This is a genomic window from Terriglobales bacterium (assembly GCA_035457425.1).
Classification (GTDB): Bacteria; Acidobacteriota; Terriglobia; order Terriglobales; family Acidobacteriaceae; genus JACPNR01.
On record DATIBR010000125.1, the window covers coordinates 1 to 18,859 of the forward strand.

The window sequence follows — 18,859 nt, forward strand, 5'->3', positions numbered from 1 at the left end:
TGCGTGGCGCCAAGCATCGCATCATCCCCGACCGCATCGAGGCGGGCACGTTCCTCATCGCCGCGGCCATCACCGGCGGCGACCTCATCGTCTCGGGCTGCGACCCGCGCCACCTCGGCGCCATCACGCAGAAGCTCGCCGAGTGCGGCGTGAAGGTGAAGGAGAACGGCGACTCCGTCCGCGTGCTGGGCGACGACCCGCTCAAGGCCGCCGACGTCTCCACCGAGGAGTTCCCCGGCTTCCCCACCGACATGCAGGCCCAATTCATGGCGCTGGCGACCCAGGCCGACGGCACGTCGATCGTGACCGAGAACATCTTCGAGAACCGCTTCATGCACGCGCAGGAGATGGTGCGCATGGGCGCGAACGTCCGGATCGAAGGGCGGCGGGCCGTCGTCCGCGGCAAGACGCCGCTCTCCGCCGCCGCGGTGCTGGCGAGCGACCTGCGCGCCTCCGCGTCGCTGGTGCTGGCCGCGCTGGTCGCCGATGGCGAGACCATCATCGACCGCGTCTACCACATCGACCGCGGCTACGAGCGCATCGAGGAGAAGCTGAAGGGCGTCGGCGCCCAGATGCGCCGCATCGGCGAGATGCTGCCGCGTAAGCTCCCCGCGGCCGTCAACTAAGCAAGGACGTTGGGAGGTTGGCGACGCGCCGCCCTTCTTCCTCGTACCGCTGCTTTCTAATTGTTCGGGATTAGCTACGCTCCGCGCCGTAGGCGCGTCAGGTCATAGCCCAGCGCTTCAGCGCTGGGTCTGCGAATAGAGAATTCCCGAGTCCCGTAGGGACGACACTACCCAAGAACATATTTCGGGTCGTACGGCGCTGGTGCGGTCGCATGAATGACTGATATGGCGCAGTCTAGCGTTTGCGCCGGCAAAGTCGGTGACCGCTATCACCCGCCTTTGACTCACCCCGATGTTGCCCTCGATAATTCCCTCCTCATGCCTCCCAGCCAGCCGGTCGCCGTCTCGTGGTCGTCGGCCTTCCCGCGCTCGTTCCGCCGGCCGTATCCGCAGGCGGTGCGCGGCGAGGGCGTCTGGCTCTACGACGCCGCCGGCAAGCGCTACCTCGACTTCTCCGGCTCCGCCGCCGTCAACTTCGTCGGGCACGGCGTGCGCGAGATCGCCGACGCCCTCGCCGAACAGGCGCGCACGCTCGAGTTCGCCCACACCAGCCAGTTCGCCACGCCGGTCGCGGAAGAGTTCGCGCAAGAGCTGCTCGCGTTCGCGGGTGAGGGCTTCAAGGGCGGCTGCGTTTACTTCACCAGCTCGGGCTCGGAGGCCATCGAGACCGCGCTCAAGCTCGCGCGCCAGTACCAGGTCGAGATCGGCCAGAAGCAACGCAACAAGTTCGCCAGCCGCAACCAGTCGTATCACGGCGCCACGCTGGGCGCGGTCGGCGTCTCCGGCAACGCGCGCCGCCGCGAGCTCTACCTGCCGCTGGTCGCGGATTCCGCCAAGGTCTCCATCCCCTACTGCTATCGCTGCCACTACGACTGCGGGTCACGTCTCGAAGCAGGACGCGAATCCTGCGGCGCGCGTTACGCCGGCGAGCTCGCGGACCTGCTCAGCACGCACGGCCGCGAGACCGCCGCGTTCCTGTTCGAACCCGTCAGCGGCGCGACGCTCGGCGCCGCCGTCCCGCCGGCGGATTACCTGCCGGAGGTCGCGCGCACCTGCGCCCGGCACGGCGTGCTCACCATCGCCGACGAGGTGATGACCGGCATGGGCCGCACCGGCCGCAACTTCGCCGTCGACCACTGGCCCGGGGTTCATTCTGAAGCCCAGCCGGACATCCTCGTGACCGCGAAAGGCGTGGCCAGCGGATACGCGCCGCTCGGCGCCGTGATCGCCAGCCGGAAAGTCGTGACCGCGATCGCCGCGGGCTCCGGCGCGTTCGTCCACGGGCTGACCTACAACGCGCACCCCATCGCCACCGCCGCCGGCCACGCGGTGCTGCGCAAGATCGTGAAAGAGAAACTGGTCGCGCGCGCCGACTCCGGCGGCCAGGCCGGTTCCGCGATGGCGACCGAGCTCAAGCGCTTGCGCTCGCTCGATTCCGTCGGCGACGTTCGCGGACTCGGCCTGCTCTGGGGCGTGGAGTTCGTCGCCGACAAAGACACGAAGAGGCCTTTCGACGCCGCGCTCGGCTTCTCGCAGCGCGTCGCCGAGGCGGCCATCCGGCGCGGCCTGCTCGTCTACCCGATGCAGGGATGCGTCGACGGCTACGCCGGCGACCACCTGCTGCTCGCGCCGCCCGCCGTCATCACGCCGGAAGAGATTACAACGGCAGTCACCCAACTTGCGGAGTCCATCACCGAAGCCGCATCCGGAGCCACGCGTGCGAAATAGCCTCGCTGTCTTTCTCCTGCTCACTGCCGCCACGCTCCACAGCCAGCAGCCCGCGCCCGAAGCAAAGATCATGGGCTTCTCGCCCGCCGCGGCCACCTCGCAGTCCGCGCTCGAGCAGCAGTACAAAGGCATGATCTCGCGCGACGAAGCGCGCAAGTTCCACCGCTACTTCACCGCCGAGCCGCACCCCGCAGGCTCCGAGCGCAACAACGAGCTCGCGCGCTGGATCGCCGACCAGTGGAAGGAGCAGGGCCTCGAGGACATCAAGCTCCACCGCTACGACGTCCTCACCTCGTTCCCGAAGGAAGTCGCGCTCGAGATGGTCGCGCCCGTCGCATACAAGGCGCTGCTGCGCGAGCAGCCCATCGACGTCGACCCCGACACGAAGAATCCCAACGTGCTCGGCGCCTACACCAGCATGTCCGCCTCGGGCGAGGTGACCGCGCCCATCGTCTACGCCCACAGCGGCAATCCCGAGGACTACGACCTGCTGCGCAAGCGCGGCATCAGCGTGAAGGGCAAGGTCGTGCTCGTCCGCTACTCGAATCCCTACAGCTATCGCGGGTTCAAGGCGCTGACCGCGCAGCGCGAGGGCGCCGCCGCCGTGCTCATCTACTCCGACCCGCAGGAAGACGGCTACCAGAAGGGCAAAGTCTTCCCCGACGGCCCCTGGGGACCGGAGTACCACTTCCAGCGCGGCGCCATCACCTACGACTTCATCGTCGCCGGCGACCCGCTCACGCCCGGCTGGGCCTCGACCGAAGGCGCCAAGCGCATCCCGATGTCGGAAGCGAAGTCGCTGCCCAACATCATGATGCTGCCCATCTCGTGGCACGACGCCAAGCCGCTGCTCCAGCACATGGGTGGACCGCGCGCGCCGAAGTCGTGGCAAGGCGGGCTGCCCATCACCTATCGCCTCGGCGGCGTGGGCAAGGTCCACGTGAAGATCCAGATGGACACGCGCCCCATGCCGAACTACGTGGTCGAGGCGCGCATCCGCGGCTCCGAGCTGCCCGACGAGTGGGTGCTGCTCGGCAATCATCGCGACGCCTGGGAGTTCGGCGGCGTCGACCCCTCGAGCGGCACCGCTTCGATGATGGAGATGACGCGTGCGCTCGGCACGCTGCTGCGCGAGGGCAAGCGCCCGCGTCGCACCATCATCGTCTGCAGTTGGGACGGCGAGGAGGTCGGCCTCACCGGCTCCACCGAGTGGGGCGAGCAGTTTTCCGGCGAGCTGCAGCAGAAGCTCGTCGCGTATCTCAACGTCGACTCTTCGACCTCAGGCCCGGACTTCGAGCCCGGCGCCTCCGGCTCGCTCGCGACCATGCTGGTCGAGGCTTCGAAGACGCTCGACGATCCCGCCACCGGAAAATCGCTCTACGAAGCGTGGAGGCGCCGCCGGCAGCGCGGCCAGAAGAAGAAGGTCACCGACGCCGACCTGGTGAACACGAAGATCGGCTCCGGCTCCGACCACACCGTCTTCCTCAACCATCTTGGCCGGCCCACGCTGCTGCTGCAGTTCGACGGCCCCTACGGCGTCTACCACTCGATGTACGACGACTTCTACTGGATGGACAAGATCGGCGACCCCGGCTACCGCTACCACGCGCTGATGTCCCAGCTCTGGGGCGTGCTCGCGCTGCGCCTCGCCAACGCCGAGCTGCTGCCGCACGACTTCCTCGCCTACGCGCGCGACGTCCACTCCTGGCTCGAAGTGCTCGCGCGCGACCCCGAGGCGCGCAAGCGCGTCGACTTCAAGGCCGCGCTGCAGCATGCCGGCGAGATGGAAGCCGCCGGCGACGAGCTCAACCGCGCCCTGGCTGGCGCGCTCGCGCAAAGCAAGGCGGCGAACTCTTCCGCCGTCAACCGCACGATGATGCAGGTGGAATCCAACTGGCTCGACCCCGACGGCATTCCGGACCGCCCGTGGTTCAAGCACACGCTTTACGCCGCGCGCTTCACCTACGCGCACCTCGAATTGCCGGGAGTGACCGAAGCGGTGGAAGCGAAGGACTGGAAGCGCGCGCAGGAGCAGCTCGCCATCCTCGACGCCGCCATCCAGAAAAATACGGCGACCGTCCGCGAGGCCACGAAGATGCTTCGCGAACCGGCCGGCAAATGACTCGACTACCTGCCGCCGGGAAAATCCACCACCGTATTCTCCAGCGGATACTGCATGCGCCGCTCGCGCGGCGGCGTCGGGCTGACGGGCAGCGGCTCGGTGAACGCCGACGGCCCTTCGTCGTCCGGGATGTCGCGCACCATCCCCTGCACCGCGAAGCTGTCGATCACGTACGGTAGCCCCTGCGCGCCCAGCGCGGTCAGGCCGTCCATCACGTGGAAGTGCAGGTGCGGCCCGGTCGTGTTGCCGGAGTTCCCCACCAGCGCCAGCACCTGGCCTTTCTTCACGCGGTCGCCCTTCTTCACGCGCAGTGTGCCCGGTTGCAGGTGTGCGTAGAAGCCGTAGCGGCTCCCGCCGAGGTCCAGGATGACGTGGTTGCCGGTGACGTTCTGCAGCGTCGTATCCTGCGGCAGCGTGCCGGCAGTGCGCTCCGGCAAGCCGTCGAGCACCGACACAACGGTCGCGTCCGCCACCGCGATCGCGTTCGTCGCGTAGGTCGGATAGTCGTGGTTCACGTCGATCTTGCCGCCCTGCCTGACCAGCCGGCCGTCGTCGCCCAGCTTGATCCAGTCGATGGCGAAGCGCTGCGCCACGTAGAGCGTGCCGTTGATCGGGATCATCGCGCGGCGATGCCCGTCGTTGGTGCAGCACGCGCTCATCGCCACCCAGCCCGTCCCCTGGAGCGGCGGACCCAGCACCAGCGCCGCCTGGCTCGCGACCGCCACCTCGCCGCCCTCGATCGGGAATGTCTCCTGCTCGCGGGAGGCCGCCATCGCGGAGTTCTTGAGCGCCTTCTCCTTTGCGGTGACGGTCAGCCGATGCTTCAGCCGCCTGGGCGCCGCGCCCGAGAACTTCACGTCGAGCCATGCGTAGCCCACCTGCCCGGCGCCGATCTTCGTCGCCGGCGCCTTGTCGAGCAGCGTGAACCACTTCTTCACGTCGTCGCCGGCGAGCTTCAGCAAGACCTTCCCGCTGTCGGCGTCGAGCACCTCGATGGCCTCCACGCCCACGGCATCCTTCTGCGCGTTGATGAGCTGCAGCTCGTAGTCGAGGTGCGTCATGCCGTCGCTCCCCGCGAACGGCACCGGCCGCACGGTCGCCTGCATCACCACCGGCGTGAACTGGTCGTGCGCTCCGGCAAAATCCATCGGCTGCTGCGCCATCGCGCTCGCGCACACCAACGCCACCAGGAATGCTTTCATCCTCACCATCGTGCCGTTCTCGCTTTCAGTTTGTTCAGGATCTCGGGGGGACCTATGAAAAATCCCGCACCGCGGAATGTCAAGCCACCTAGCTGCGCAGCACCGCCGCGACCGCGCCCACCACGACCAGCGTCGCCACCACCATCACCGCCGTGACCGGCTCGCCCAGCAGCACCGCACCCTCGACCATCGCGCCGATGGGCACGAGGAACGCCGTCGACCCCGCCTGGTACGGACGCATCCGCTTCAGCAGCCAGTAGTACACCGCGAACGCCACCGACGACCCCATCACCGCCAGGAAGAACAGCGCGCCGACCGCCTTCCCGCTCCAGTGCGAGGGCTGCCCGCGCTCGACCATCAGGCTCAGCGCGCCCAGCAGCACCGTGCCCAACGCGAGCTGCACCCCGGTGTTCACCACCGGGCTGATGCCCTGCGCGTGCCGCTTGGCGTAGTTCGCCGACCACGCCGTCGCGAAGGCGCTCACCAGCACCATCACGCCGCCCACCAGCGCGCGCCCTTCGAACCCGACCCCGCTCCAGAACAGCACGGCGATCCCGGCGAAGCCGACCACCAGCGCGATCACCGCCCGCCGCGGCACCTTCTGGTGCAGCATCACGGGGGTGAGCAGCGCGATGGCCAGCGGCGTCGTCGCCGAGAGCACCGCCGTCATCCCCGACGTGATGTACTGCTCCGCCCAGAACACCGTGCCGAACGGGATGGTCATCATCGTGACGCCGAGGACGACGACCGTCCGCCACTCGTCCGCGCTCTGCGGCCACCGGCTCTTGCGGACGACGGCGACCACCAGCAGCACCGCCGCCGCGATCGCAAAGCGCAGCGCCGCCGCGCGGAACGGCGGCACCTCGCGCACCAGGACGCGGATCGCCATCCACGTGGTGCTCCACGTCGCACACAGCAGCGCAAAGCCCAGCCAATGCCGCAGCCCGAGTTCGTGTTCTGCTTGAGCTGTCTCCGCCATCTCGTTCAGGCAAAAGAAGAGCCGCGGCTTGGATGCCGCGGCTCTGTGCCACGATTCAGTTACCGGTTGCCGCGATCGCCGCCGCCGAAGCCGCCGCGGCCACCGCCGCCGCCGCCCGGACCGCGTCCGCGTCCACCGCGTCCGCGTCCCCGGCCGCCCCGGCCGCCGCGACCTCCGCGGTCGCCGCCGAAGCCTCCGCCCGGACGCCCGCCGCCGCCCGGCGCCGCATGATGCGGCACGCCTTCGCGGTTGAAGTTCGGCTCGTTGTCCTCGGCGTCTTCGAAGTTCCCGCCGCCCTCGATGGTCATCGACCCGCCGCGCGGCTGCATCTCCTGCTCGCGTCCGCCGTGGCGTCCGCCGCCGCCGTGCGACTCGCCGCCGCCTTCGCCGCCGTCGCCGCCTTCGCCCCCGCCCATCTTCGCGCGCTGCTCTTTGAGCACCGCCTTGCGCGACAGCCGGATGCGATTGCCTTCGACCGAGAGCACCTTCACCAGGATCTGGTCGCCTTCCTTCAGCTCATCGCGGATGTCGCCGATGCGATGCTCCGCGACCTCCGAGATGTGCAGCAGGCCGTCGGTGCCCGGGAAGATCTCCACGAAGGCGCCGAACTCCGCCAGGCGCACGACCTTGCCGAGGTAGGTCTTGCCCACCTCCGCCGTCGCGGTGATGTCGCCGATCATCTGCAGCGCGCGCTGCGCGCTCGCCTCGTCGCTCGACGCCACCTTCACCAGGCCGGAATCCTCGATGTCGATCTTCACGCCGGTCGCTTCGGTGATGCCGCGCACCACCTTGCCGCCCGGTCCGATGAGCTCGCGGATCTTGTCCACCGGGATCGTCACCGTGTAGAAGCGGGGCGCGTACTGCGAGATCTGCTTCGGCGCCGAGATCGCCTCGTTCATCTTCTCCAGGATGTGCAGCCGCCCGCGCCGCGCCTGCTCCAGCGCCTCGCGCATGATGGCCGACGTGATGCCCGCGACCTTGATGTCCATCTGCAGCGCGGTGATCCCGTCGCGCGTGCCCGCGACCTTGAAGTCCATGTCGCCGTAGTGGTCTTCGGCGCCCGCGATGTCGGAGAGGATGGAGTACTTCTCGCCCTCCTTCACCAGGCCCATCGCCATGCCGGCCACCGGAGCGGTGAGCGGCACGCCCGCGTCGAGCATCGCCATCGTCGCGCCGCATACCGAGGCCATCGACGACGAGCCGTTCGACTCCAGGATGTCCGACACCACGCGCGTGGTGTACGGCCACGCTTCCTCGGTCGGCAGCACCGCGGTCAGCGCGCGCTCTGCCAGCGCGCCGTGCCCGATCTCGCGCCGCCCCGCGCCCCGCAGGAACTTCACTTCGCCCACCGAGAACGGCGGGAAGTTGTAGTGCAGCATGAAGCGCTTCTCTCTCTCGCCCTCGAAGCCCTCCATCCGCTGCGTATCCTCGCCCGTGCCCAGCGTCGTCGTCACCAGCGCCTGCGTCTCGCCGCGGGTGAAGATGGCGGAGCCGTGCGTGCGCGGCAGCACCGCGACCTCGCAGCTGATGTTGCGGATCTGGTCGAACGCGCGCCCGTCCGGCCGGCGCCGCTGCTCGATCACCTGCTCGCGGAAGATGCGCTCGCGCAGCGCCTCGAAGTAGCGCGAGAACCGCGCGCGCGCTTCGTCGTCGTCTTCCGGGATCTGCTCCTTGAACTGCGCCTTGATCTCCTTGACCTTGGCGTAGCTCTCGGCCTTCTGGTACTTCTCGGTGTTGAGCGCGTCGGTGAGCTGCGCGCCGAGCTTCGCCTTCAGCTCGTTGTAGTAGTTCTCGTCCCACTCCGGCGGCGTGACTTCGCGCTTCTGGTTGCCGACCTTCGCGGCCAGCTCCTTGATCACCGCGCAGATCTTCTTGATCTCGGTGTGGGCGAAGTCGATGGCTTCCACCACCGTCTCCTCGCTCACGCCCTTGGCGCCCGACTCGATCATCACGATGCCGTTCTCGGTGCCCACCACCATGATGTTCAGCAGGCTGTCGCGCTGCTCCGCGTACGTCGGGTTGATGACCATGCGGCCCTCGATCACGCCCACGCGCACCGCGCCGATGGGTCCGAGGAACGGGATGTCGCTGATGGCCAGCGCCGCCGACGCCGCGTTGATCGCCAGCACGTCGGGGTCGTTCTCCGCGTCGGCCGAGAGCACGAACGCGATGACCTGCGTCTCGCACTGGAAACCTTCCGGGAACAGCGGCCGGATGGGCCGGTCGATCTGCCGGCTGGTCAGCACTTCCTTGTCCGTGGGACGCCCCTCGCGCTTGATGAAGCCGCCCGGGAAACGCCCGCCGGCGTAGGTGTACTCGCGGTAGTCGACCGTGAGCGGGAAGAAGTCGATGCCCTCGCGCGCCTCCGGATTGGCGCACGCGGTGCCCAGCACCACGTTGTCGCCCGCGCGCGCCACGCACGACCCGTGCGCCTGCTTGGCCAGGTGTCCGGTCTCGAATGTCAGGGATTTGCCGCCGGCTAACTCTACCGCCGCTGTCTGCTTCATGATGTTCCTTTCGCTATGCAGGAGTCCGCGCATCCGGGCCGGGTCGCGCACACAGGCGCGCCGGTGTCACAGAAGGGATCGCGAGAATTGCCAGAGCATGACGACCTCGTCACGTTACGGGCGGCGGAGAAACACGTCTCCCCGCGTCGGGCTGCTATCAGGGGCTGGGCTTACTTACGGATGCCGAGCTTCTGAATGACGGCTTGGTAACGGTCGGTGTCGTACTTCTTGAGGTAGTCGAGCAGGCGACGCCGCTTGCTCACCATCATCAATAGACCGCGCCGGGAAGCGTGGTCCTTCTTGTGGGTCTTGAAGTGGTCCGTCAATTCGCCGATCCGCTCGCTGAGGATGGCTATCTGCACCTCCGGACTACCCGTGTCCGTGCCGTGCGTGCGGAACTTGCCGATGACGTTTGCCTTTTGCTCTCTCGCTAACACTGAACCGAATGCACTCCTGTTGGTTTTTTCGCCTTTTTGTGACCCAATCAATGTAACAGATTGATGCGAAAGGTGTAAAGGACCCCCCCAGGGGACGTCATCCCGAGCGAGGACGCGGCGGATCTCCCCGCGTCCGAGTCGAGGGACCTGCATCTGCTTGTCATTCCGAGCGAAGCGCGAGCGGCGGCGAGCGCGAGTCGAGGAACCCCTATCGCGAAACAACATTTCCCTGAGCCTCGGGTATGATGCAGCAGGCGATGGAGTTCGCCTTGAACCGTCCGGCCGTCCTGGCTGGGCTGATGACTCCTACCACCTCACCGTAGGAGTCCGCTCATGCTGCAAGCTATCGCTCTGGTCATGCTCGGAGGCGCGCTCGGCGCCGCCGCCCGCTACCTCGTCACCCACCTGTTCTCGGAGGTCAGCCGCCACCAGGGCTTCCCCTTCGGGACCCTGCTGGTCAATGTCTTCGGCTGCTTTGCCGTCGGCTACGTCCTTACCTGGTCCTCCGACCACGCGCACGACCGCTGGCGCCTGCTCGCCGCCACCGGCTTCTGCGGCGGCTTCACCACCTTCTCCGCCTTCGCCTACGAGTCCATGGCCTACTACCACGCCGGCCAGGTGCTGCTGCTCGGCCTCAACGTCGTCCTCAATAACGCCCTGTCACTCCTCGCCCTGGTCGCCGGCATCCGCTTCCACAACGGCGGCTAGACGTCTCCACTCGGCAATCGGCAATCGGCGATTGGCAATGCGATTTCGGCCAACCCTGTGCTCCTGCTGCATCTAACCTCCCATGAGGCTGACCGGCCAGCGCTTCGACGTGGCCATCATCGGAGGCGGCATCAACGGCGTGGCCATCGCGCGCGCCTGCGCCCGCTCCCGGATGCGCACCCTGCTGGTCGAGCAGAACGACTTCGCCAGCGGCGTGACCAGCCGCTCGACTCGCATCATCCACGGCGGCCTGCGCTACCTGCAGCACGGCGAGCTCGGCCTGGTCCGCGAGTCGCTGAAAGAACGCGGGCGCATGCTGCGCGAGTACCCGCACCTGGTCCGCCCGCTCAAGTTCGTGCTCGCCCTGCCGCGCAGCTCCGGACACAGCGCGCTCGCCATCCGCACCGGCCTCTGGCTCTACAAGAATCTTGGGCGCCCGCGCGTTTCCGAGTCCGAGAGCGGACTCGAGCAGCTGCTCGACCGCGAGGACCTCGCCACCTTCGATTACGACGACGCCCAGTGCGAGTTCCCCGAGCGCCTGGTCGCCGAGTGGCTGAGCGAAGCCGTCGCCGCCGGCGCCATCGTCCGCAACCACTGCCGCGCGCTCGACCTCACCATCCGCGACCGCCGCGTCAAAGGCCTCACCGTCCGCCACGACCTCACCGGTGAAGAGACCTACGTCGAGGCCGCGCACGTCATCAACGCCACCGGCCCGTGGGCCGACCGCTTCGCCGCCGCCGCCGGCGTGAACACCCGGCAGCCCATGCTCGGCGGCCTCCGCGGCTCCCACATCGTGCTACCGCGCTTCGCGGACGCCCCTCGCTCGGCGGTCTACACCGAGGCGCCCGACGGCCGCCCCATCTTCGTCATCCCGTGGAACGGGCAACTGCTTTGCGGCACGACCGAGGTGCCGGACTCCGGCGACCCCGAGCGCACGCAGCCGACCGCCCAGGAGATCTCGTACCTGCTCGATTCGGTGAACCGGCTCTTCCCCGCCGCGCAGGTCAGCGCCGCCGACATCCTTTATTCCTTCGCCGGCATTCGCCCGCTGCCGCACGCGCCCGGCTCGGAGCCTGCCGCGGTGACGCGCCGCCATCACATCCGCGACCACGCCGACGACGGCGCGCGCGGCCTGTACTCCATCATCGGCGGCAAGCTGACCACCGCCGCGTCGCTCGCGCGCGAGGTCGTCCGCAAGCTCGGCGCCGAGGTCATCGAGCCACCGCACGCGCTCATCGCGCCCGCGCCCGCCGACGGCATCGCCGCCACGCTGCGCCAGTGGGCGCGCCAGGTCTCCGCCGTCGCGCACATCCCGGAATCGACCGCCATCGGCATCGCGGAGTGGCACGGGCGCCGCGCCCTGTGCGTCGCGCGCCTCGCCGCCACCGACGGCTTCCTCCGCCAGCCGCTCTGCGAGCACTCCGGCCACATCGTCGCCGAAGCCGTGGAAGCCGCGCGCTACGAGTGCGCCGTCACCCTGGGCGACATCCTCCTCCGCCGCGTCCCCGTCGCGCTCAGCGGCTGCTGGTCGCCGGCGTGCACGCAGGCCGCCGCCCGCAACATCGGATTCGCTCTTGGCTGGGACCAGCGCCGCATCGCGCTCGAGAGCGAGCGCTTCGAGCAGGAGCGCGCCGCCTTCCTGGTGAAGCCTGCGGAGCTATCGCGCCCGCAGCGTGCGGCATAGCAGCTGCGTGTCGTCCGAGATGACCGCGTCCACGCCCAGCTCCCGCATGTGCAGCATCTCTTCCTTGCGGTTCACCGTCCACACGAACACCTGCTTGCCCGCGCCCTGCAGCTCCTGCACGAACGCGGCGTCCACCAGCCCGTAGTGCGGGATCACGCACTCCACCGGCAGCTCGCGCCACTTCGCCAGGCGCTTGCGGTCGTCGCAGATGTAGCCCAGCTTCATCCGCCCGTCGGTGCGATGCAGCGACTCCAGCACCTCCGGCAGGAACGACGACACCACGTAGCCCTTCTCGGGCGGCGACTCGCGCAGCGCCTCCGCCACCGCGTCGTCCAGCTCCGGCACCTTGAGCTCGATATCCAGGAACGCGCGCGCCGCGTAGCGGCGCACCACGTCCTCGACGCACGGCATCACGCCGCTCGTCAGGCTGCACAGGTTGAGGTAGGAATTCTCCGCCACCGGGACGCGCTGGACGTCGGCGTCGTGCACCACCACGCCGCGCTCATCGCTGGTGCGCCGCACGTCGAACTCGAAGCCGTCGCAGCCGTGCTCGAGCGCGGTCTCGAAGGCGGCGAAGGAGTTCTCGCGCGCGTACTTGCGCGCCCCGCGATGCCCCAGCAAGAGCATCGGCTAGTCGAGGTCGATGTCGCGGATGAACTTCTCGTCCGGCGTTTCCTTGGCGCGCTTCACCGCTTCCTGGAACTTCTTCTCCAGCAGCTGCGCCTTGTTCTTCTCGTTCTCCACCGACTGCCGGAACAAGCTTTCCTTGCGGCCCTCGTTCTCGCGCATCGCCTTCGCCGCCTCTTCCATGTCGCCGAACATGCGCTTGGTGGGCGGCGGCGTGTGCGCGATCACCGCCTCGGTGGCCGCGTCCACCTTCAGCACCGACGCGCAGCACGGACACGTGACCTCGAAGATGTCACTCGACTTCTTCGCCATGCTGGAATGATACGCCCGCTGAATCGCCCAATCCACCACGGTAGGCGCCGGCGACCCGCCGGCGCATCCGGCCCCTGTGGACCGTGGACGGTGGACTAGAGGGAGACGACCTGGTGCCCGCTGCACGCCGGCTGGATGGCGTCATACAGCGTGAGCAGCAACTGCGGCCCGTGTCGCGCCACCAGCGAGATCCCCGCGACCTGCCGCTCCTGCAGGTGCCCCTGCGGATAGAGCGCGTTCATCATCTGCTGCGCGTGCCGGCGCAGCTCCTCGGACCGCCGCAGCTCCGCGCGCGCCGCCTTCGCCCGCACGCGGTGGAACTGGTACAGCATCTTGGCCGCCGACTTCTCCGCCGCCTTCGCCACCGTCGGGTCGAGCTGCGCCAGCGGCTGCTGCATCTCCGCGATCGCGCTCTCCAGCTCCGCCTGCGCCGTGTTGAAGCGCGCCTCGACCTCCGCCGGCAGGTTCCGCGCCGCCAGGATCTCGCCGAACTTCTCCGCTCCCACGAACGTCTCCTGCGGCTTCACGCGATGCTTCTCCGCCAGCTTCGCCACCTTGGGCTCGACCACCGTCGCGGCAAAGCGCGCGAGCGCCGGCGTCACCCGCCCCAGCAGCTTCTCGTAGACCACCGCCGCCTGCGCGAAGTACGCCACCTCCGCCGGCCCGCCCACGTACGCCGCCGTCGGCAGCAGGTGGTCCTCGACCACCGGCCGCAGCAGGACGTTAGGACTGAATTGTTCAGGATTTCTCTCGACGCGCCCGCGGATCTCCGCTGCGCTCAACTTTTCATCGCCTAAGACGAACGCGCCGTTGGAGCGCCGCAGCGGAAGCCGCGCGCCGTTGGGCTTGCCGAACAGTAGCGTGTGCGACGCCACGTTCTTCACCTGCGCGTGATAGCCCGCCTTTTCCAGCTCGCGGTCGCGCGCGGCCAGCGCGTCATGCAACTCGCTACATCGGTCGAGCGCGGCCAGGTAGATGGGCGCGGCCAGCCGGTGCAGTTCGGGATCGCTGGCGTCGAGCAGGATCACGCCCGAGTGCGCGAACAACTTGGAATACAGCTTGGCGAAGGCCGAGCCCAGCGTCTCGCCCGGCCGGTAGGCTTCGCGCAGCGCCTCGCTCGCCTCCGAGCTTCCCAGGGCCTCGAGCGCCTGCGCGACGACCGGCGCGATCTCCTCGCCCAGCCTCACCGCGCTCATCGGCGCGTTGTCGTGCGCGCGCGTCGGCGTCTGTACCCGGACGAGCTGCATGTCCGCCGTCAGCAGCGTCGCGTGGTTCACCTCGGCGAGGTCGTGGTCCTCGGTCGCGAGCCAGAAGATGGGCGCCGCCGGCCGCCCCGCCTTCGATTCCTCCACCGCCAGCTTGATCGCCGTCAGCGCCTTGTAGAGCGCGAACAGCGGCCCGCCGAACAACCCGACCTGCTGCCCGGTCACGACCGCCGCCGCGCCCTCGCGCAGCCTGGCGATGTTCTCGAGCGTCGCTGCGCTCGCTCCCCACGCCCGGTTCTGTTTTTCCAGGATGTCCGCGACCGCGCGCCGCCGCTCCGCGGGAAAATCCTTGGGCGCTCGCGGCCCGAACCCTGCCGGATAGAACGCGCGCACCGTCTCCGCCTTCGCCACGTAGTCGGCGAACAGCTTCGTCGTGTGCGGCACCGCGCTGAACGGCAGACACTCAGGCTTCAAGCTCAGGACGACCTCGGCGGGCGATTCTAGCAGCACGCTGGTTGGATGTTCTCCGCTCCCTCGCGATGCAGCTTTTCGGCCCGCCTTATCCGCCTTATCCTCCTTATAGGAGCGCGCTGGCCTCCAGGCCGGCAGGGGCGAGGGCATCCTGCCCTCGCCGCTCGCGCCACGGTAATGCTTGTGGGTAGGCGCCGGCGACTCGCCGGCGCTGAATCCTCCCGCTTCGCGTATCATCTAATGTTGTAACCGCGGCTTCGGCTGCGGTGGTTCTTTGAGTGCTTCAGGCTAGGCGCGCATCGCGCCGCACGTTGGGGGCGTCACGGCTTCGACGGAAATGTCTGCGGCTAAGAGGCATGCCGGGGTGTCACACCCGTAATCGTGGCAAAACAAACAACTGCCAACACCAATCAGCTGGCATACGCTGCTTAATTAGTTAAGTAGCCGTCCTCCGTGGCTTCGTCCGCGGGCTGCGGAAGGACGTCATTCAGCGGACTGGCTCCGCGCGCTACGCCTGGGCGCGCAGGGCGAGACTTTCAGGCTGGTTCGTCGCGTTTCTTGTCCGTTCTGAGCGCGCCGAACGAGAGTGGCGCGCAAGCGCCGCGGGAACGGAATACGCATGTAGTTCTCTTGGCTGACTTCGTTTTCGGACGTGGGTTCAACTCCCACCGCCTCCACCAAGATCTTTTGGCCGCAGAAGAACGCTGACGAACGCAGACGTACAAATCTGCGTACTCTGCGTTCATCTGCGGCTGAATTGTTTGGGGGTTACGACTCGATCCCGTACATCGGCAGCCTGATCTCCACCTTCAATCCCGTCTGCTCGCGGTTCGCCGCGCGGATACTCCCGCGGTGCGCGACCACCGCGCGCTCGGCGATGGCCAAGCCCAGCCCGACGCCGGTCGGCGTCTGCCGCGAGTGGTCCCCGCGGTAGAACGGCTGGAACATCCGGCCAAGGTCTTCCGGCTTCACGCCCGGCCCGCGGTCGGCCACCTCGATGGCCACGCTCGAGCTCCCCGCCTTGCGCTGCACCAGCTCGATCTGGCTCGCCGCCGGGCTGTGCTGGATGGCATTGCGCACCACGTTCTCCAGCGCCGAGCGCAGCACGTCGGCGTCGCCTTCCACCAGCGCGCTCACCTCGTTCTTCAGCACGACGGCGCACTGCTTCGCGGTGGCCTCGATCTCGGCGTCCTTCGCCACCTGGTCAAGCATCTCGGTCACGCTCAGCACCTCGTAGCGGTCGCGGAAGACTCCGGCCTCGAGCTTCGCCAGCCTCAGGATCTGCTGCACCAGCTCGTTGAGCCGCTCGGTCTCGATCTCGATGCGCTCCAGCGCGGTCGCCGCCGCCGGGCCGGAGCGCTGCTTCGCCAGCTCGAGCGCCAGCGTGAGCCGCGACAACGGCGAGCGCAGCTCGTGTGAGACGTCGGCGAACATGCGCTGCTGGCTGGCCAGGGTCTGCTGCAGCCGCTCCGCCATCAGGTTGAAGTCACGCGTGAGCTGCCCGAGCTCGTCGCGCCCTTCGTACTTCCCGTCGACGCGCGCATCCAGCTCGCCCTCGGAGATGCGCTGCGCCGAGCGCCGCAGCGCCGAGACCGGGCGCGCGATCCAGCGCGCCAGCACGAAGCACACGATGCTCGACAGCAGCACGCCCAGCGGGATCTGCGCCGCCGGGTCGCGGAAGAACGGCAGCGGCGGCGGCTTGCGCATCCGCAGCCGCGCCAGCGCCATGTAGCGCTTCCCTTCGTGCTCGAACGGCAGCCGCACCAGCAGCTCTTCGCCCCTCGCCGTCACGTCGTCGGCCATGGTGAGCGCCGGCTGGATGGCTTTCGGCAGCTCCCCGCCCTGGATGGGCCGGTTGTTGTCGTCCAGGATCCACAGTTCGCCGTTGATCCGCGTGTTGATGCGGCTGAGCGCGTGCTCCAACCCCGGCGCGCCGTCGCGCTCGTACTCCGCCACCGCGAAATCGGTGCTGTTGCCGACCAGCGCGATCTGCTGCTGCCGGAAGTAGTCGTAGCGGTCGCTGCGCCGGTTCCAGTTCGTCACCAGCACCACGATGACCAGCGTCGTCACCAGCAGCCAGAACGACAGGAAGATCTTCCAGAAGAGCCGCACGCGCTTACCTGCCTTCGCTCGCGAGCACGAAAAGATAGCCCGCGTTGCGCACCGTCTTGATGAGCTGCTTGCCCGGGTGCTCGCCCAGCTTCCGCCGGATCTTCGAGATGTGCATGTCGATGGAGCGGTCGAAGGGCGACAGCGTCTTGCCCATCACCGCTTCGGCGAGCTGGTCGCGGCTCACCACCCGCCCGGCGTTCTCCAGCAGGAACCGCAGGATGTCGAACTCCAGCGACGTCAGGTTCAGCGTTCGCTTCCCGCGGCGCACCGAGCGCGTCCCGCGGTCGAGTTCCACGTCGCCCACCTGGAGGTGCCCCATCTGCCGCTCGGGCTTCTCTTCTTTCTCGTGCGTCCGCCGCAGGATGGCGCGGATGCGCGCCACCAGCTCGCGCGGATGAAACGGCTTCGCGAGATAGTCGTCGGCGCCCAGCTCCAGCCCGACGATGCGGTCCACCTCGTCGCCGCGCGCCGTCAACAGCAGCACCGGGATGTGCGACCCGTTGGCGCGGATCTTGCGCAGCACGTCGAAGCCGTTGATGCCCGGCAGCATCACGTCGAGGATGAGCAGCGCGTGGATGCCGCTCTTCAGCCTTGCCAGCCCCTGCTCCGGGTCGTGCACCGTGTCGAGCTCGAAGCCCTCCGGCCCGAGGAACTCGCGCACCAGCGCGCACAGCTCCACGTCGTCGTCGATGATGAGCAGCCGCTCCACGTCTCGAATCTACCTCCCGCCCGCGCCGCCCCCGTGTAAAGAAACGTAAAGGGCGCGTCAACAAACTCTACGAATCGCTACCAAACTCTAAATCTAACCGGCTGGTTAGATGTTCTCATGTGCCGCATGGGAGCAACGAGAATTCACTCGACCGCAGACCCCGCCGCCGGCGCGTTGACGCCGGAGGAATTGACGCAGGCCTTCCTGCACTGCCGCTACCAGCTCCAGGTCATCATCTACCGCACCACCGGCTCCTGGGACGAGGCCCAGGCCCTCACGCAGGAAGTCTTCCTGCGGGCCTTCCGCGCGCGCCACGGCTTCACGCGCCAGGCCAGCGTCACCACCTGGCTCACGCGCATCGCCATCAACATCGGGTTGGAATCGCGCCGCCGCATGCGCCCCAACCTCTATAGCGCCGAGCAGCCCGGCATCGCCGACGAGGTCGGCTCGGTCCCCTTCGACGGCCCCTCGCCCGAGGACTTCCTGCTCGAGCACGCGCAGTCGGAGTTCGTCCAGGACCTGCTCGCGACCCTCTCGCCCCAGCTCCGCCAGGCCGTCGTCTATCGCTACCTGCGCGGCATGTCGCTGGCCGAGATCGTGGACCGCACCGGCGTGAAGGCCACTACCATGAAGGCGCGCCTCAACCGCGCGCTTCGCCACCTGCGCAAGCACATCCGCAGGAGCTCGTTCCCCATCGTCGCCGCCAACCTGCCGAACCTGGTCGCGGAGGCGTGAGCAAGGATTCGTAACCCGCTTCACGGGCCACTTCGTCTCTTCCTTCCTCCGAACGCTGCACGGCCGTCCCGCCAAGCGGGACGGCCATTTTTGTTAACCCGCATTGTCATCCTGAGCGAGGCGCTTCTTCTCTTGCCGAGCGAAGGATCTGGGCGAGCGACCGGCGCGCGTCGCGCAGCGGCGCCTAAAGCGCCGACGCGAGCATCCTTATTAGCGCGCTCTACTTCCTCGTGTACCGATCCTTGAGGAAGTTGTAAGAGACCATCCCGTACCGCGGATACCAGTCGTAGTCCTTGAAGTGCTCGCGCTCGCACGCGCCCACCCCGATCAGTCCCTCGTTGGCCATGGTGAGCAACTTCCCCAGGTTCTCGTCATAGGTGTCGTAGAACTTCTGCTGCGCCACGTTCATCGGCTCCTTGGGGTTGTTCTTGATCGCCGTCCACGCCAGCTGCGCGTACGGGCTCAGTCCCGCCGCCGCGTTCGCCAGCTCGTGGATGCGGCCGGCCTTCAGCTCCGTCTGCTTGTAGATGACGTACATGTCTTCCAGCAGCTTCCGCGATTTCTCCAGCTTGGCGTTGGCGTCGGCAAAGCACGCGCCGCACTCGCCCGACCCGGCGCAACGCGAAGGGATCATCGGCTGCCCCGGCGGCTCGTAATTCGGCTGCACCGCCGCTTCGCGCGGGTCGATCAGCCCG

Annotated in this window: 16 protein-coding genes, 1 other RNA gene and 1 riboswitch; of the genes, 7 read left to right on the forward strand and 10 right to left on the reverse strand. The window is 68.1% G+C overall.

The annotated features are described in order from the left end of the window. The 3 genes from VLA96_09485 to VLA96_09495 form a co-directional block, all read left to right on the forward strand. A partial coding sequence (locus VLA96_09485) for a hypothetical protein (protein ID HSE49425.1) occupies nucleotides 1-626 on the forward strand: 626 nt, incomplete at its 5' end. A 318-nt stretch (nucleotides 627-944) separates the two neighbouring features. Further along, complete coding sequence (locus VLA96_09490; GenBank protein HSE49426.1) at nucleotides 945-2,354, forward strand: aminotransferase class III-fold pyridoxal phosphate-dependent enzyme; 1,410 nt, start codon at nucleotides 945-947, stop codon at nucleotides 2,352-2,354. Further along, a complete protein-coding gene (locus VLA96_09495) occupies nucleotides 2,344-4,476 on the forward strand; it encodes a M28 family metallopeptidase (protein ID HSE49427.1) in 2,133 nt (710 codons plus the stop codon). Before VLA96_09490 ends, VLA96_09495 begins: the two co-directional genes overlap by 11 nt. A 5-nt stretch (nucleotides 4,477-4,481) precedes the next feature. Here the strand turns inward: VLA96_09495 and VLA96_09500 are convergent, their stop codons facing one another. The 4 genes from VLA96_09500 to rpsO all read right to left on the reverse strand — a co-directional run bounded on the left by VLA96_09500 (nucleotide 4,482) and on the right by rpsO (nucleotide 9,601). After that, the gene (locus VLA96_09500) at nucleotides 4,482-5,678 is read right to left on the reverse strand and encodes a M23 family metallopeptidase (GenBank protein ID HSE49428.1); all 1,197 of its coding nucleotides are present in this window, start codon (nucleotides 5,676-5,678) and stop codon (nucleotides 4,482-4,484) included. Between the two features lie 88 nt (nucleotides 5,679-5,766). Further along, nucleotides 5,767-6,657 (reverse strand): EamA family transporter, encoded by an 891-nt coding sequence (locus VLA96_09505; GenBank protein HSE49429.1) that lies wholly within the window; start codon nucleotides 6,655-6,657, stop codon nucleotides 5,767-5,769. A 59-nt stretch (nucleotides 6,658-6,716) separates the two neighbouring features. Continuing rightward, entirely contained in the window at nucleotides 6,717-9,164 is a 2,448-nt protein-coding gene (pnp, locus tag VLA96_09510; GenBank protein ID HSE49430.1) for a polyribonucleotide nucleotidyltransferase, read from the reverse strand. 170 nt (nucleotides 9,165-9,334) lie between these two features. After that, nucleotides 9,335-9,601, reverse strand: a complete 267-nt coding sequence (rpsO, locus tag VLA96_09515; GenBank protein ID HSE49431.1) for a 30S ribosomal protein S15 — start codon at nucleotides 9,599-9,601, stop codon at nucleotides 9,335-9,337. 244 nt (nucleotides 9,602-9,845) lie between these two features. After that, a riboswitch (Fluoride riboswitch) is annotated at nucleotides 9,846-9,917 on the forward strand. Between the two features lie 17 nt (nucleotides 9,918-9,934). On the opposite strand from rpsO, the gene crcB reads away from it, so the two are divergent. Further along, nucleotides 9,935-10,309, forward strand: a complete 375-nt coding sequence (gene crcB / locus VLA96_09520; protein ID HSE49432.1) for a fluoride efflux transporter CrcB — start codon at nucleotides 9,935-9,937, stop codon at nucleotides 10,307-10,309. An 82-nt stretch (nucleotides 10,310-10,391) separates the two neighbouring features. Beyond that, nucleotides 10,392-11,993 carry a glycerol-3-phosphate dehydrogenase/oxidase gene (locus tag VLA96_09525; protein ID HSE49433.1) on the forward strand — a complete coding sequence of 534 codons (1,602 nt, stop codon included), beginning with the start codon at nucleotides 10,392-10,394 and terminating at the stop codon, nucleotides 11,991-11,993. Here the strand turns inward: VLA96_09525 and VLA96_09530 are convergent. From VLA96_09530 to bshC, 3 genes are all read right to left on the reverse strand, one after another. Then, nucleotides 11,967-12,620: a glycerophosphodiester phosphodiesterase gene (locus VLA96_09530; GenBank protein ID HSE49434.1), complete on the reverse strand. Its 654-nt coding sequence runs from the start codon at nucleotides 12,618-12,620 to the stop codon at nucleotides 11,967-11,969. The genes VLA96_09525 and VLA96_09530 overlap by 27 nt on opposite strands. A 3-nt stretch (nucleotides 12,621-12,623) precedes the next feature. Continuing rightward, nucleotides 12,624-12,932 (reverse strand): hypothetical protein, encoded by a 309-nt coding sequence (locus VLA96_09535; GenBank protein ID HSE49435.1) that lies wholly within the window; start codon nucleotides 12,930-12,932, stop codon nucleotides 12,624-12,626. Between the two features lie 95 nt (nucleotides 12,933-13,027). Next, nucleotides 13,028-14,647, reverse strand: a complete 1,620-nt coding sequence (gene bshC, locus VLA96_09540; protein HSE49436.1) for a bacillithiol biosynthesis cysteine-adding enzyme BshC — start codon at nucleotides 14,645-14,647, stop codon at nucleotides 13,028-13,030. 274 nt (nucleotides 14,648-14,921) lie between these two features. Between bshC and ssrA the strand changes: the two genes are divergently transcribed. Continuing rightward, nucleotides 14,922-15,288: a transfer-messenger RNA gene (ssrA, locus tag VLA96_09545) on the forward strand. 88 nt (nucleotides 15,289-15,376) lie between these two features. Here ssrA and VLA96_09550 read toward each other — a convergent pair. Then, a complete protein-coding gene (locus tag VLA96_09550; protein ID HSE49437.1) occupies nucleotides 15,377-16,720 on the reverse strand; it encodes an ATP-binding protein in 1,344 nt (447 codons plus the stop codon). A gap of 4 nt (nucleotides 16,721-16,724) precedes the next feature. Beyond that, nucleotides 16,725-17,429, reverse strand: coding sequence for a response regulator transcription factor (locus VLA96_09555; protein ID HSE49438.1), 705 nt, complete (start codon nucleotides 17,427-17,429; stop codon nucleotides 16,725-16,727). A gap of 126 nt (nucleotides 17,430-17,555) precedes the next feature. Here VLA96_09555 and VLA96_09560 point away from each other — a divergent pair, with 126 nt between their 5' ends. Beyond that, a complete protein-coding gene (locus VLA96_09560) occupies nucleotides 17,556-18,164 on the forward strand; it encodes a sigma-70 family RNA polymerase sigma factor (protein HSE49439.1) in 609 nt (202 codons plus the stop codon). 220 nt (nucleotides 18,165-18,384) lie between these two features. Here the strand turns inward: VLA96_09560 and VLA96_09565 are convergent. Then, the coding region (locus VLA96_09565; GenBank protein HSE49440.1) for a hypothetical protein at nucleotides 18,385-18,859 on the reverse strand (475 nt) is incomplete at its 5' end.